Genomic DNA, 14029 nt, shown 5'->3' with positions numbered 1-14029 from the left:
TCGGGCACATGGTGTTGGGATTCGCGGCCCTGGCCACCGGCGATAGTGCAGCGGTGCACGAGGCGCGCGAGGCCGCCCGCGAGCACATGAGTGTCGTGAGTGGTGCGGTGGCGGCAGTGCAGCGCGTCTGGAACGTAGAGGCCGCGCTGGCAGACGGGGATCTCGCCGCCGCCCGTCGCTGGGCCGACGAGGCGGTCTCGACCACAACGGGCTGGTACTCGGCGTTCGTGCTGACCACGCGCGCCCGCGTGGCGATCGCGCAGGGGGAACCAGACCAGGCTGAGCGCGATGCCCACGACGCGCTGACGCGCTGTGCCGATCTCGAGGCGTACCTGCTCATCCCCGACATCCTCGAGTGCCTCGCGACTCTTGCTGGCGAGGACGGCAGTCACCGCGAAGCCGCCCGGCTTTTCGGCGCGGCACATGGCATTCGGCAACGTATGGGCTCGGCGAGATTCAAGATCTATGACACCGGCTACCAAGCCTCGGTGGCGGCGCTACGAGATGCGATGGGTGAGAAGGACTTTGACTCCGGGTGGGCTGAGGGCGCGGCCCTGTCCACCGAGGAGGCGATCGCCTACGCCCAGCGCGGCCGGGGCGAACGCAAACGACCCACCAGCGGGTGGGCATCGCTCACCCCTACCGAGCGCGACGTAGTGCGACTGGTCAGTGAGGGGCTCGGCAATAAGGACATCGCCACCCGGCTGTTCGTCTCACCGCGCACCGTGCAAACCCACCTCACCCACGTCTACACCAAACTGGGCCTGAGCTCGCGGGTGCAACTCGTCCAAGAAGCAGCCCGCCGCGCCTGAACGCGCCAACTGGAAGTGGGGCCACGTCACGTCGGGGAGTAATCAAAGACTGTCGTCCCGGTACCGCTGGGGCTGTAATCGATATACACGGGTCCCTGTGAGTAAGGCTCAAACCCGGTGTTCATCGGGTCCCACGAATAGAAGGTGACCGTCGCTGTTGTCGACCGTAATGTGTGTGCCCGCCGGCACACTGTAGCCGCCCCCGACCAGGCCTGACGGGATGCTCCCGTACACACCGCGGGAATCGATGAACGTGCCGGGAACGCCGTGGAATTGCCCGCCATTGATCTGTACGTACAGATCGCTGACCGGCGCTCCGGAAGTAGAGGTGACGGCGGGTAGCGGGTTGGGGCCGAACTGCAGGTAGCCCTGCGGTTGGTTGATGAGGACGCCCTGACTGAGGTTTCCCGGCAATCCCGTGACGGGTGAAGTTGGACCCGGGCCCCCCGCGTTGACCCCGATACCCATGATGCCGGCTGCACCGTCGCCGCCGGCAAAGAGGCGAAAAGATTCCGGGAATCCGAAGAAGACGACGTCAACCGGGGTCGAGGAGACGACGCCATTCCCGAAGTTCACCGTCGTGTCGAACGTGAAGTAGTAGTACGTCAGCCCTCCGCCGTAAGCGCCCGTGCCAATGCCGGTGGGCAGGCCGAGGTTGTACAGCCCGATCTCTCTGAGTGGGATAACAAGACCCGTGGATCCGGTGTCCACCGCAACGGGCACACTCGGTCCGCCGTTCACCGAGACATCCACCACCGGCAGGGTGTTTTGGTACATCTGCATCGACACCCCTCCGGTCGCCAGGGGGGTCTCAGATTGCCCGCCGGCCCCGAAGTTGCCAAACAACCGCCCGGCCCTGCCTCCGGCCCCACCAGCTGCGTTGAGTCCGCCGGCACCGCCGTTGCCACCCGAACCCATCAGACCCGCACCACCTCCAGCCCCGCCGGCCCTACCGGTTCCGCCGTTACCGCCGTTACCCGCGATCAGCCCAGCGTGACCACCGTTGCCGCCGGCCTGCCCATCGCCACTCGACCCACCATTGCCGCCATCGCCGAAAAACCAGCCGGCGTTCCCGCCGGCCTGCCCGGTACCTGCCTTGCCATCGGCGCCGTTGCCGACCAGTGGGCGCCCTGTCAGCGTCTTCCACGGCGAAAACCACTGAATCTCCGCCGCCGCCTGCACTACGGCCTGCAGCGGCGAGGCGTTCGCCGCCTCCGCGGCCACATACGCGCCTTCCGCGCCGCTCAAGGCCTGCACGAACTGGGCATGAAACGCGCTGGCCTGCGCGCCGAGCGCCCGAAAGGCCTGGCCGTACTTGGTGAACAGCGCCGCCGTCGCCGTCGAGACCTCATCGGCGCCGGCAGCCAGCAGCCCAGTGTTCAGAACGGCGGCCGCCGCGTGCGCGGCATCCAAATCCGCGCCGATGCTCCCGAGCTCCGCTGCGCTGACGCCAACAACGGGGGAGTCACGTCCAGAAGTGACACGTAGCTCCTTCAATCACCGAGCCATGTGCGCAAAGGGTATCCAGGTCGGCTATGTGTTGAATTGGAATCACTGATGAGTTGATTCCAATCGAAGGGAATTCTTGGGAGATGGCGACGCTAAAGCAATGGATTCGGCGGTCTGGCAGCGTGGTGATGGGGAGCGGGTTGGCGTTGCCCGGTTTCGGGCTAGTTGGTGGGCCCTGGGCTCAGGCGGCCCCGGCCCCCGCGCCCGGCAATCACTGGTGTCCAGGTGATCAATGGGACCCGGGCTGGGGCAGAGCCTACGACTGGGACTGGAATCACTGCCACGACTGGCAAGGTCCCGCAGGCCAAAGTGGTGCGGTGGGTTCGGGACCCTGGGGCCCCGCGCCGGTGTGGGCGCCGCCGCAGCCACCGCAGCCGCCGTGGGCGCCTGGGGCTCAGCTGATGTGGAACCCGACCACCGGTGTTTGGGGATTCTGGAACAACGGAATATGGACGCCGGCCTAACCCAACGTGGGTCGAGTTCCGGAAGCCGAACGTTCAAATGGCTTACAGCATAGAAACTTTCGCTTGGGACGAGGACGGAAACCTAGTCATCAAGACCTACTACCCGATGCCCGAGAGCGTGGGCCCCGACAGCGATCCCTACGCATACCTTCTCAAGGGTCAGCCGTAGCCCACGGCGACTAGCGCGGTTTGAGTCGGAACATCGGGATCTGCCGACCCACGGGAGACGTCTTGGCGCGGTAATCGGCATACCCGGCGTAGACCTGCTCGGCCAACCTGTAGAGCCGTGCGTATTCGTCAGAGTCGGCGACCTCGCCGGCGGTGAAACTCTCTCCGCCGAACTCGCACTCGGGATGCGCCTTCAGGTTGTAATACCACTGCGGATGCTTGGTTCCCCCGTAGTTCGACGCCAGCAGGATCACGTCGGGCCCGTCGTGGAAATAGGTGAGCTGCACCTCCCGCCGCTGGCCCGACTTCGCTCCGGTCGTGACGAGCGGCGCATTGATGATCGCGCCCATATTCACCCGGCCGCCGGTTAGCCGGAACAAATAGGGGTCGGTGTGACGTGCGATGTTGCGCGCGATGAACTGGCCTGCGCGCGAACGCCCGAAACGAACATTGGCCCGGTACAGGCGACCTCGCTTCTTGTGGGCGTCCACATATCGCAGCGGCACGGACTGAACCGTACCCGCCGGGGCCCAGCCGCAGGTCAACGGCCTGGTCGAGCGCATCTAACTATGAAGAAAGTCGGTTCCGTTTCAATATGTTCGCCATTATGTGACATTCTGTCGCTATAGCGCAGACCATTTATCAATTTAATGGTGATGCGTGTCACAAATTTTGGTATTCTAAGTATGTTATTGCTAGCGTCCCCGTTCGTGATTACTATTGCGACGTTGCTGGCGCTTGTTAATCAGGTTTCCGGCATGCCTTATATTGTGGGTGGAGATTCTCCCGCCGGGACCGACTGCTCCGGGTTGGTTTCATGGGTTACGAATGCAGCTACTGAGCGACCGGTTTTCGGCAGCCGCTTTAACACCGGGAACGAGGAAGCTGCCTTGCTGCAGCGTGGTTTCCAATATGGAAGCGCCCCCAACTCCCTGGTGGTCGGGTGGAATGGCCACCACACGGCGGCGACGCTGCCCGACGGAACACCGGTGTCCAGTGGTGAAGGCGGCGGCGTACACGTCGGTGGTGGTGGCGCCTACCAGCCACAATTCACTCACCACATGTTCCTGCCGATGCCGGACGATGGCCCGGGCCTTCCGCCCCCGCCCGATGCACCGCCCCCGCCCGATGCACCGCCCCCGCCCGACGCTCCGCCGCCGCCCCCGCCGGCGGTTCTGGTCGATGCGCCGGCCCCGGCTCCGGATTTGCCGCCGCCCCCCGCTCCGGCGCCGGTTGGTCCCCCCGGAATCGCGAATACGTAACAATTCGATTCGACAATTAATTTGATCTGCCGAACAAATCGGCCGGTGAATGGCTTCCTATGACGCAGGCCATATCGCCGGCCGATTTGTGGTTTATATCACTTCGCGGGGAACGGCAGTTCAGTTCACGCTGAGCTGATCGGGGCCGCAGGTGATAGCGGCTCATTAGCATGTCCGTGGTGAAGACTTCGACTAAGTATCTAGGCGGCGTAATCGCTGCGAACTGCGCTGCCGTCGCCGCTGACAAATCCAACGCACAGGTTGTCTTCCGGGCCTCGGCCAACCGCTCACGACGCGGTGGCCAGCACGGTCAGCCTCGGTCAGTATCGGGTTGAGGTCGATGAGCCACCACCCCTGGCCGGGGACGGCAAGGCCCCGAACCCGGTCGAGTACTACTTGGCCTCGCTGCTGTCCTGCCAGGTCGTCACCTGGCGCGTCTGGGCCGAAAAGCTGGGAATCAAGGTCGGCGAAATCACCGCGCATGCCGAAGGCGATCTCGACGTGCAGGGCTTCTTCGGTCTCGACGACGCGGTCCGCCCAGGATTCAACGAGCTGCGGCTGGTGATCACGGTGAGCGGACCGGAGACGCCGGAGCGCTAGCGCGAATTGCAGGAAGCGGTTGACGCGCACTGTCCGGTGCTGGATCTGACCCGAAACGCCACTCCGGTGACGACGAGCGTGCAGATCGCCTAACCGACGGCCACCTCGATTTCGCCACCCAGCTGATAACCGGGCGCCAGCGGCAGCGTGTCACCACTCCAGAACTTGCCGGGGTCGAACCAGTTCGTTTCCTTGTCCGTGACGAGCAATCCCATTTCCTCGTAGGTGATCGCGGCCGTCTCCGCGCAGTACGCGGTGGCCAGGCTCATCTTGTGCTCTTCCCGACGCCGTTGGGTCTGCTCGCGAACTTTCTTGTCCACGAACGGGATTCCCCTCACCCAGTCGTTGATGGTCGGCAGCCGGCCGCGCAGCCACCGGCCGGTCAGCCGCGCGGTGGTGGGGAACGCCGTGCCGTCCATTCGCGCGATCACCCGCAGCAGCGCGTTCTCCTGTTGGCGGGTGGTGCCTGGCGTCAGCTGGCGTAGCCAGCACCGCTGGTGGTAGCGCTCCGTCCACTGCAGGACGGCTTGCCGTAGATCGTTGAGCTGTACGCCACGGTGGTTGGTTCCGGTCCACATGTCGACGAGCTTGTCGCCCAGCTCGGCATGCCATATCAACGGCGGCAAGTCGTCGATGGCCACCGTCATGCCGACGTGGTTCACCGGGGCATTCGTCAAGGTCTGGATGGCGCGGTCGGGCCGTGATCCGCCGCGGAACAGCCAGAGGTCGCCGGTCCGGGTTTCGTCGAGCGCTTGGTCCAGGGTCAGCATCAGGGCTTCAGAACTTCACGTGCGAGCTTGCGCGCGCTGACGGCCGCCGGGTAACCGGCGTAGCCGGTCATGTGGTAGATCACCTCTTCGATCTCCTCGACCGTCAGCCCGTTGTTCAGCCCGATCTGGAAGTGGATCTTCAGTTCGTCGCTGGCTCGCAGCGCGATGAGCGCGCCGAGGGTTACCAGGCTGCGGGACCGGCGATCCAGGCCGGGGCGCGTCCACAGTGCGCCGAAAACGTGGTCGAGGCTCAGCTCGCCGAGTTCGTCGGCGACGCCACCGTCGCTCAGGCTCGTGACCTCGTCCGGGATACCGGGCAGCATCTTCTTGAGCATGTCCAGCCCCTGAGTTCGGGTGTCAGTCATGGTGTTTGCCTCTCATTGCGGTTCGCAGGATATCTGGTAGTCGATGTAGGCGTCCCAGTCCGTGATGCGACGGCGCAATTCGTCCACGACGTGGGGGTGAGTGGGCACGAAGAATCGGTTGCGCAGGATCCCTTCAGCGACCAGCTCGCCGACTGGGCCGGGGTCGAGCAACTCGAATTGCTCGCCGGGGGTCCGTAGCGGTGCCCCGCCGCCGAATCTTGGTACGGCAGCGGCGATATTGGTCAGCACCGGCCCCGGGCACAGCAGGGTGACGCCGATGTTCTTGGGCCGCAGGTAAATTGCCAAGCCTTCGCTGATCTGTACGATCGCGGCCTTGCTCGCCGCATACGGCAGCCGGTCGTACGAGTAGGTGAAAAGCCCAGCGAACGAGGCGGTGTTGACCAGATGCCCGCTGCCCTGTTCGAGCAGCAGCGGCAGGAAGGCGGCGTTGCTGTGCACTATCGACATCAGGTTGATGTCCAGAATGCGTTGCCACTCGGTGACGGGAATGTCTTGGGGCAGGCCGTTTGTGAGCACGCCGACGTTGTTGGCGACGATATCGACCCGGCCGAACCGCTGTAGCGCAGCGCTCCGAATGTCTTCGAACGCTTGCGAATCCGAGACATCGGCACGCTGCGCCAACACACTGGCTTGACCCAGCTCGTCGGCCAGGGCGCCGATACCCTCGTCATCGCGGTCGACGGCCACAATCTGTGCGCCGTGGCCGGCGAGCGCGTAGGCGATGGCGTGGCCTATGCCGCTGGCCGCCCCGGTGATGACGGCGACCTTGTCGCGAAGGGTGTCCATGGCGGTAATAGCCTGTCAATTATGCGCAGCATTTGGAAGTGGATCGGCCTGGCCGGTGTCGCCGGCGTGGTCGCCGGTGGTGCTCTGGTCGTGCGCGACCAGCGCAAGCGGCGCGCCTACACCGCCGACGAAATCCGGGCCCGGCTGCATCAGAAGTTGGCCGAATACGATGCAGACAGTTTTCAGGCCAAATCGGGATCGGGGTCTGCTTCGACCGCGAACAAGCGATAGCTGCCGGAAAAGCCCTTCAACTCGACGTCGCGGCCCTGGTCGAATTCGATGTCGGGACAGTCGCGCAACGCGTCGCGCACCGATTGGCTCACCAGGACCTCGCCACCGACCGCCTGCGCGGCGACCCGGGCCGCCATTGCGACGTTGCGGCCGAACAGATCGTCGCCGCGGCGCACCGAGCGGCCCATGTGGATGCCGATCCGTACCCGAATTTCCTCGTGCCGCTTACGCTTTGCGTCCTTGTGCAGCGCGTGCTGGACATCGATACCGCACCGCACCGCCTCCTCGGCGCGAGCAAAGGCGATCATGAATCCGTCGCCCTGACTCTTCACCACGTGTCCGGACCGGCGCTGCACGAGTCCGTGCACCAGCTTGTCGTGCGAGCTGATCAGCTTGACCCACGCGCGGTCGCCGATCCGCTCGTTCAGCGCGGTGGACTCCTCGATGTCGGAGAACAGAATCACCACCCGGCCGTCCGGGGTGACCCGGGCCAGGTCGGGTCGCTCGACCTCGGCCCAGTCGGCGAGGTCCTCGATCGAGCTGCGCACGGCCGCGCCGAAGCCCTCTTTGCGCATGATGTTCGCGGTGTTCCACACCGTCTTGACGGCCTCGCGCCCACTCGACAGCAGCCGTTGGCGGGTGTCGTTGCGCTGCCGTAACTCTTCGGCCTCCCGGCGGCTGCGCGCGAGCAATCTCCACAACACGACAAGCGCGCCGGCTTCGACGGCGGCAACCCCGGCCAGCGCGTAGAGAGCGATATGCAGCACGTCAGGCATCCTTCGCATTCTTTCAGGGCCCACGCCCGCTTCCGGTTGTCGGGCCTATCCGCAGTGTCTAGGGTTGAGCTGAAACGCCCCCGGGTAGTGCATCTCCAAGTGAGCCGATCAGGTGACTTTTGGGAGGTTCGGTCGTGGCCGACGACGGTGGTAGTTCCTCAAACTTGCTGGTGATCTTCGGGATTACCGGTGATCTGGCCCGCAAGATGACGTTTCGGGCCTTGTACCGGCTGGAGGCGCGAAAGATGCTGGATTGCCCGATCCTGGGTGTGGCCAGTGACGATATACCCGTCGAGAAGTTGGTCGAGCGGGCGCGGGCAGCCATCAACGACGCCGGGGAGCGGATCGATGATGCGGTGTTCGACCGGCTGGCGGGGCGCTTGGACTACCTGCACGGCGACGTGACCGACAGCCAGCTCTACGAGTCGCTGGGCAAGGTGATCGGTTCGGACCACCGTCCGCTGTTCTACCTGGAAATGCCGCCGGCCCTCTTCGCGCCGATTGTCGAGAACCTCGGCAAGGCGGGGTTGCTGGAGCGTGCCCACGTCGCGGTGGAAAAGCCCTTCGGCCACGACCTGGACTCCGCCCGCGAACTCAACACCCGATTGCGGGCGGTACTCGATGAAGACCAGATCATGCGTGTCGATCATTTCTTGGGCAAGCGGCCCGTGGTCGAGCTGGAGTACCTGCGGTTCGCCAATCAGGCGCTGGCGGCGTTGTGGGACCGCCACAGCGTTTCCGAGCTGCACATCACCATGGCCGAGAACTTCGGGGTGGAGGACCGCGGCAAGTTCTATGACGCGGTCGGCACGTTGCGTGACGTGGTGCAAAACCATCTGCTGCAAGTGCTCGCACTGGTCGCGATGGAACCCCCGGTCGGAAGCAGTGCCGATGACCTGAACGACAAAAAGGCCGAAGTGTTCCGCGCCATGTCGGCGCTGGACCCCAAGCGCTGCGTGCGAGGCCAGTACCGCGGCTACACGGATACCACTGGCGTGCAAAAGGATTCACAGACCGAGACCTTCATCGCGCTGCGGACCGAGATCGACAACTGGCGCTGGGCCGGGGTGCCAATCTTTTTGCGCGCCGGCAAGGGCCTGCCCGAGAGGGTCACCGAGGTGCGGCTGTTTCTGCACCGGGTGCCCAGGTTGGGCTTCCTGCCGGAGCACCGGCCGGCCGATCCCAACCAGATTGTGCTGCGCATCGATCCCGAGCCGGGTATGCGTCTGCAGTTGTCGGCCCGTGTCGGCGACTCGTGGCATGACATTCACCTGGACTCTTCATTCGCGGCGGACCTCGGTGAACCGGAGGGGCCTTACGAACTGCTGTTTCACGCCGCGTTGACGGGAGACCACGAGCTTTTCGCCCGAGAAGACAGCATTGAACAGACGTGGCGCATCGTGCAGCCGCTGCTGGACAAGCCCTGCGAGATCCATCAATACGAACGCGGGTCATGGGGACCCGAGGCCGCGCATGCGTTATTGCGTGGTCACCACACTTGGCAAGAGCCGTGGCTTTCGACGAGCTCGGCGCAGTAAGGAGAACTGGACAAGATGCAGCTGGGAATGATCGGCCTCGGGCGGATGGGCGCGAACATCGTGCGCCGCGTGGTCGCGGGCGGACATGAGTGCGTCGTGTACGACCACGACACGACCGCCGTCAAGGCCTTGGCCAGTGAGGAAAGAACGACTGGGGTGTACTCGTTGGCCGAGCTGGCCGAGAAGATGTCCACGCCGCGGATCGTGTGGGTGATGGTGCCGGCGGGCACGATCACCCAGACGGTGATCGAAGGTCTGGCCGACACACTCGAGGCCGGCGACATCGTGATCGACGGCGGCAACTCGTACTACCGCGACGACCTTAGGCACTCAAAGCTGCTGGGCGAGAAGGGAATCCATCTTCTGGACTGCGGTACCAGCGGCGGCGTATGGGGCCGCGAGCGCGGGTACTGCCTGATGATCGGCGGCGACGAGAAGTCTTTTGCCCACGCCGAGCCGCTCTTCGCCACCATCGCACCCGGAGTGAACGCGGCGGAGCGCACCCCGGGCCGGTCTGGCGACATCGCGCAGCCGGAAAAGGGCTACCTGTACTGCGGTCCCTCCGGGGCCGGCCACTTCGTCAAGATGGTGCACAACGGCATCGAGTACGGCATGATGGCCTCCCTTGCCGAGGGACTGAACATCCTGCGCAATGCCGACATCGGCAAACGCATCCAAGAGGGCTCGGAAAAAGGAGATGCCGAGACCGCACCGCTCGCGAGCCCGGAGTGCTACCAGTACGACTTCGACATTGCCGACGTCGCCGAGGTGTGGCGCCGGGGGAGTGTCGTCGGTTCCTGGCTGCTGGACCTGACCGCGATCGCGCTGCATCAATCGCCCGACCTGCACGAGTTCTCCGGACGCGTCTCCGACTCCGGAGAAGGTCGGTGGACCGCGATCGCGGCGATCGACGAAGGGGTTCCCGCACCGGTTCTCACGACCGCGCTACAGTCCCGCTTCGCGTCGCGTAGCCTCGACGACTTCGCCAACAAGGCGCTGTCAGCGATGCGCAAGCAGTTCGGCGGACACGCGGAGAAACCAGCCAACTAACCTTCGTGGCGATCGCGAGCGCGGCGGAGCTGGGCGAAGCGGGTCGCCACCATCGGGGCTAGTGGCGATCGCGAGCGCGGCGGAGCTGGGCGAAGCGGGTCACCACCATCAGGACGCGCCTGTCACGCGCCTGACGAAGTCGACGACGACGCCGCTGAAGGCGTCGTTGTCGTCGCCGGCCGCGGTATGCCCGGCGTTGGACAGTTCGGCGAACTCCGCGCGCTGCACAGTGGCCAGGAAATGCTGGACGCCTTCGGGGCTGACCACGTCGGAGAGCTTGCCGCGGATCAACAGGATCGGGATCTCCAGGTTGACGGCCGCCTGTTCGAAGATTTCGGTGCGCAGCTCGGGATCGTCACCCGGTGCCGTCATGAAGGCCGGATCCCAGTGCCAGAACCAGCGGCCGTCGCGCTGCCGCAGATTCTTTCGCAATCCTTCGGGGCTGCGTGGCTTCTCGCGGTACGGCAGATATGCGGCGACGGCATCGGCCGCCTCCTCCAGCGAGCCGAAACCGTGGATGTTGGTCAGCATGAAGTCCCGGATCCGGGCGCTGCCGGTCTTCTCGTACCGTGGCACCACATCGACCAGGACCAAGCCGGTCACCCGCTCGGGGCCGGCGGCATCCGCGACCAGGATGCCGGTCAGCCCGCCCATGCTGGCGCCGATCACCACCACGTGGCGGCCGATCGCGTCCAGGACCTGCAACACGTCGGCGGCCAGCGTTTCCACGGCGTAGTCCGCGCCGGGCGCGCGGTCGCTGTCACCGTGCCCCCGGCTGTCCATCGCGACGACGTGATATCCATCGTCGGCCAGGATCTGGCCGGTGTTCTTCCACGAAAACCGGTTCTGGCCGCCGCCGTGCAGCATCAGGATCGTCGGTTCATCGGCCGCAGCGGCGCCGCGGTTCCATTCGTCGCCAACCAGGGTGATCCCGCCGGCGCCGGAAAACTCTTCTGTCTGGGGACTGATGCTCATGGCAGATCCGTCGCCAGCACCGTCACGGGTATGCCCAACACATCGAGCTCGATCTCGTCGAGGGAAAACTCGCCGACCTCGCGATGCTGCGCAAACAATGTTGCGGACCCGTAGCGGCGGGCCACGTCCTGTGCGGCCGTGGCGTCGTCCACGCGCAGCACCGCCGAGTAGAGGCCGTCGCCGTGGCGGGCAAGAAACCTGGCCACCGCGCTTTCCCTGCCGACTTCGTCGGCGGTGGGCGTCAGCAGCTCGATACCGCGGTCCCAGTCCAGTGCCACGTGCAGGCCGACGTCGGGCAGGTCGAATTCGGCGAACGTGAAACCTAGATCGCCGAAGAACCGCTTCGTCTCGTCGTGCCGCTCCGCCGACACGGCGATGGCCACATGGTGCATTCGGGGAAGTGACTCGGCCACCTCAAAGACATTAGCCAACCTTGCTATCTCCGTGTTCCCGGGTATCGCCAGTCTGCTCGGCGAGATATGCGGTGATGACGTCGACCAGCATCTGGCGGTCGCGGGTGCTGTCCAACGGTTCCGGCCAGGTCATCTGCACCGCCACCAACCCGCGGATGGTGCTCCAGATGAGGTTGCCCAGGCGGCCCGCGCGCGACGGCGGCATGTCGGCTCCGAGGTGCTGACCGATCTCGGTCATCCGTGCTGTCATAGCGGCCAGGTGGGCATTGGTGGTGGCGGTGCGCGCACCGCGGGTCGCGATGAGGATCTCGAGGGCCGCCATAGACGTCGGGCTGGAGAACGCCCGCCACACCGCGTCGACAACGAACGCCGGTCGCCGCTCGGGCGGGACCGCCGCGGCCTGGGCGGGCAGCGCGTCGAGCGTCTCGAGCAGTTCGCCAAACCCCTTGTCCACCAGGGCCATCAAGATGCCGTCCAGATCGCCGAAGTGGTACTGCACGACGCCCCACGTCAAACCGGCGCGCTCGGTGATCTGCCGCATGCTGGGCGGGGCGAATCCCTCCTGCAGGATGTAGCGGACGGTCTCGTCGATGACCGCCTGGCGGCTGCGCTCGGCGCGCGCCTGCCCACCGGTGGAGGGTCGGCGCGGTGCAGCCCTGCGCTGCGGCGCTACCACATCACGCCGCGCAGCAGGTCGCGCGGTCGTAGGTCGTGGGCGGCCAGTATGCCGCTCGGGGCGCGGCACACCGCGTCGATCGCGTTGACGACACGCGCCGCCGTGGCGATCACGCCGCCCTCGTTGTGGTCGATGCGACCGCCGACATGAGCGTTGAGCTCGACGCCCGGACTGCCGTCGACGACGACGCGATGTGCTCCCGGGCGGCCGTCGGGAGGGTACGCCCAGTCCGGGGCGGCGGCCTCGGTGAGCCGATTGACGTGTTCCATGGTGATGACCGTCGCGTCGTTGCTTCGGCCTTCGACGGCGAATCGGACGGCGGCGACGTGGCCCGGTTCGACGCGCATCATCGGGCAGTCGATCGGCTCGGGTGTCACCCACTTCTCGCATCGCTCGCGCACCTCGTCGAGCTCGACGCCGAGGTCATCGGCGAGGCTGCGCACCTGCGCGCCCCACATCGAGGCGAGCACCCCTGGGTGGAACATGATCGGCGTGTGATCCGGGGTGGTGCCGAAGCCGAAACTCACGCCGGTGAATTCGGCGTCCTGGTAACTGCCGTAGTCGAAGATCTCTTGCACCGTAACGGAAGTGGCGCGCTCGGCGAGGCTCAACGCCGCATAGGCGAGGGTGTCCCCGGAAAATCCGGGGTCCATTCCGTTGATGTAGAGGGTGGCGTCCCCGTCGGCGCAGGCCTGCTGCAGCGGTTCGCGCAGCCAGCTGGCCGCGTGCTCCGGCGCGACCATCCACACGAACGATGTGCCAACGACATTGGTGCCGGATCGTAGAAAGCGGGTGATCTCGGCCAGAGCCTCCTTCGGCCGGGTTTCGGCCTGCGAGGCGTAGACGAGGCAGTCGGCGTTCAGCGCGAGAAGCGCGCCGACATCGTCGGTGGCCTGCACGCCGGTCGGCTTGCCGAGGCCGCACAGCTCGGCGGCGTCGCGTCCGACCTTGTCGGGACTGGCGGCATGCAGACCGACCAATTCGACGTCGTCCCGCTCGATCAGCATGCGCAGGGCGTGCCGGCCGACGTTGCCCGTCGAGTACTGGATGACGCGCCTCATTTCAGAACGGTGGGCACCGGCCAGAGCGGCGCGCTCATCTCGGCCCACGAGCCGTAGTGGCCCGGCTGTTTGCCGCCGCGGATCGCGGCCATCCGGGTGTCGAGCTCGGGCGAGTTCTTGCCGTCGCGCAGGATGTCGAGCATTGCGGCGGTGGCCATTCCGACATCGAAGATGTCGCGTTGCCAGGACCAGCTGCGGCGACCGCTGTACTGAAACCAGCTGCCGCCCAGTCCCTGGATTTCGTAGGGCTCGCCGCTGGGGGAGGTGAAGGTGGACAGCTGCCGCCACAGCCCGAACGCCTGTCCGGACCGGTCATCGAAAAGCACCGTCTGATACGGGTAGATCCAGCCCTGGAAGCCCAGCATTTCGGTGCCCAGCGCCAGCTCGCGAATCTCGTCGCGGCCGTTGGCCATGAACTGGTCGGTCGGCGAATAGGACCATCCGTAGCTGGCGTCGGGCTCGTAGAAGTCGGCCATCACACCCCAGTCGCCGCTGTCCTGCGCCCGGCGGTTCACCTCGAGCCAGTCGTCCCAGAATTTATCGAATTCGGTG

17 protein-coding genes and 2 pseudogenes are annotated in these 14029 nt (G+C 65.6%); 8 read left to right on the top strand and 11 right to left on the bottom strand.

Annotated features, from left to right (window positions below; translation table 11 throughout):
* Positions 1 to 812 (top strand): response regulator transcription factor (locus tag ACLP9N_RS05765; RefSeq protein ID WP_442406484.1); only part of this gene is annotated, 812 nt, incomplete at its 5' end.
* Between the two features lie 26 nt (positions 813 to 838).
* Here the strand turns inward: ACLP9N_RS05765 and ACLP9N_RS05760 are convergent.
* Positions 839 to 2296, bottom strand: a pseudogene (locus tag ACLP9N_RS05760) (PecA family PE domain-processing aspartic protease).
* A gap of 108 nt (positions 2297 to 2404) precedes the next feature.
* Between ACLP9N_RS05760 and ACLP9N_RS05755 the strand changes: the two are divergent.
* Both ACLP9N_RS05755 and ACLP9N_RS05750 read left to right on the top strand, forming a co-directional pair.
* Complete coding sequence (locus ACLP9N_RS05755; RefSeq protein WP_442406483.1) at positions 2405 to 2785, top strand: hypothetical protein; 381 nt, start codon at positions 2405 to 2407, stop codon at positions 2783 to 2785.
* 37 nt (positions 2786 to 2822) lie between these two features.
* On the top strand, positions 2823 to 2954 hold the full coding sequence (locus ACLP9N_RS05750) for a hypothetical protein (RefSeq protein ID WP_442406482.1): 132 nt from the start codon (positions 2823 to 2825) through the stop codon (positions 2952 to 2954).
* Between the two features lie 10 nt (positions 2955 to 2964).
* Here ACLP9N_RS05750 and ACLP9N_RS05745 read toward each other — a convergent pair whose 3' ends face one another.
* Positions 2965 to 3459, bottom strand: coding sequence for a nitroreductase/quinone reductase family protein (locus tag ACLP9N_RS05745; protein ID WP_442406481.1), 495 nt, complete (start codon positions 3457 to 3459; stop codon positions 2965 to 2967).
* Positions 3460 to 3606: 147 nt separating this feature from the next.
* On the opposite strand from ACLP9N_RS05745, the gene ACLP9N_RS05740 reads away from it, so the two are divergent.
* The gene (locus ACLP9N_RS05740) at positions 3607 to 4215 is read left to right on the top strand and encodes a peptidoglycan endopeptidase (protein ID WP_442406480.1); all 609 of its coding nucleotides are present in this window, start codon (positions 3607 to 3609) and stop codon (positions 4213 to 4215) included.
* Positions 4216 to 4385: 170 nt separating this feature from the next.
* A pseudogene (locus ACLP9N_RS05735) lies at positions 4386 to 4908 on the top strand (OsmC family protein).
* Here the strand turns inward: ACLP9N_RS05735 and ACLP9N_RS05730 are convergent.
* The 3 genes from ACLP9N_RS05730 to ACLP9N_RS05720 are packed head-to-tail and all read right to left on the bottom strand — an operon-like array spanning position 4905 to position 6757.
* On the bottom strand, positions 4905 to 5585 hold the full coding sequence (locus ACLP9N_RS05730) for a guanylate cyclase (protein ID WP_442406479.1): 681 nt from the start codon (positions 5583 to 5585) through the stop codon (positions 4905 to 4907). The pseudogene ACLP9N_RS05735 and the gene ACLP9N_RS05730 sit on opposite strands and share 4 nt — an antisense overlap.
* Positions 5585 to 5950, bottom strand: coding sequence for a carboxymuconolactone decarboxylase family protein (locus tag ACLP9N_RS05725; protein ID WP_442406478.1), 366 nt, complete (start codon positions 5948 to 5950; stop codon positions 5585 to 5587). Before ACLP9N_RS05725 ends, ACLP9N_RS05730 begins: the two co-directional genes overlap by 1 nt.
* Before the next feature lie 12 nt (positions 5951 to 5962).
* Positions 5963 to 6757 carry an SDR family oxidoreductase gene (locus tag ACLP9N_RS05720; protein WP_442406477.1) on the bottom strand — a complete coding sequence of 265 codons (795 nt, stop codon included), beginning with the start codon at positions 6755 to 6757 and terminating at the stop codon, positions 5963 to 5965.
* Between the two features lie 21 nt (positions 6758 to 6778).
* Here ACLP9N_RS05720 and ACLP9N_RS05715 point away from each other — a divergent pair, with 21 nt between their 5' ends.
* Positions 6779 to 6988, top strand: a complete 210-nt coding sequence (locus ACLP9N_RS05715; RefSeq protein ID WP_442406476.1) for a hypothetical protein — start codon at positions 6779 to 6781, stop codon at positions 6986 to 6988.
* On the opposite strand, the gene ACLP9N_RS05710 is transcribed toward ACLP9N_RS05715, so the two are convergent.
* Positions 6940 to 7773, bottom strand: coding sequence for an adenylate/guanylate cyclase domain-containing protein (locus ACLP9N_RS05710; RefSeq protein WP_442406475.1), 834 nt, complete (start codon positions 7771 to 7773; stop codon positions 6940 to 6942). The two genes, ACLP9N_RS05715 and ACLP9N_RS05710, sit on opposite strands and share 49 nt — an antisense overlap.
* A 125-nt stretch (positions 7774 to 7898) precedes the next feature.
* On the opposite strand from ACLP9N_RS05710, the gene ACLP9N_RS05705 reads away from it, so the two are divergent.
* Positions 7899 to 9302: a glucose-6-phosphate dehydrogenase gene (locus tag ACLP9N_RS05705; protein ID WP_442406474.1), complete on the top strand. Its 1404-nt coding sequence runs from the start codon at positions 7899 to 7901 to the stop codon at positions 9300 to 9302.
* Positions 9303 to 9317: 15 nt separating this feature from the next.
* Positions 9318 to 10352 carry a phosphogluconate dehydrogenase (NAD(+)-dependent, decarboxylating) gene (gene gnd / locus ACLP9N_RS05700; RefSeq protein WP_442406473.1) on the top strand — a complete coding sequence of 345 codons (1035 nt, stop codon included), beginning with the start codon at positions 9318 to 9320 and terminating at the stop codon, positions 10350 to 10352.
* Between the two features lie 108 nt (positions 10353 to 10460).
* On the opposite strand, the gene ACLP9N_RS05695 is transcribed toward gnd, so the two are convergent.
* The 5 genes from ACLP9N_RS05695 to ACLP9N_RS05675 all read right to left on the bottom strand — a co-directional run.
* Positions 10461 to 11327 (bottom strand): alpha/beta fold hydrolase, encoded by an 867-nt coding sequence (locus tag ACLP9N_RS05695; protein ID WP_442406472.1) that lies wholly within the window; start codon positions 11325 to 11327, stop codon positions 10461 to 10463.
* On the bottom strand, positions 11324 to 11740 hold the full coding sequence (locus tag ACLP9N_RS05690) for a hypothetical protein (RefSeq protein WP_442406471.1): 417 nt from the start codon (positions 11738 to 11740) through the stop codon (positions 11324 to 11326). The genes ACLP9N_RS05695 and ACLP9N_RS05690 overlap by 4 nt, the downstream gene beginning before the upstream one ends.
* A gap of 10 nt (positions 11741 to 11750) precedes the next feature.
* Entirely contained in the window at positions 11751 to 12416 is a 666-nt protein-coding gene (locus ACLP9N_RS05685) for a TetR/AcrR family transcriptional regulator (protein WP_442406470.1), read from the bottom strand.
* The gene (locus tag ACLP9N_RS05680; protein WP_442406469.1) at positions 12410 to 13477 is read right to left on the bottom strand and encodes an NAD(P)H-dependent amine dehydrogenase family protein; all 1068 of its coding nucleotides are present in this window, start codon (positions 13475 to 13477) and stop codon (positions 12410 to 12412) included. Before ACLP9N_RS05680 ends, ACLP9N_RS05685 begins: the two co-directional genes overlap by 7 nt.
* Positions 13474 to 14029: nuclear transport factor 2 family protein (locus tag ACLP9N_RS05675; protein WP_442406468.1), on the bottom strand; the 556-nt coding region annotated here is incomplete at its 5' end. The genes ACLP9N_RS05675 and ACLP9N_RS05680, both read right to left, overlap by 4 nt.

This window comes from Mycobacterium sp. (assembly GCF_052144515.1).
In the GTDB taxonomy this organism is placed as follows: Bacteria; Actinomycetota; Actinomycetes; order Mycobacteriales; family Mycobacteriaceae; genus Mycobacterium.
This window is presented reverse-complemented; position numbering and strand designations above follow the sequence as displayed.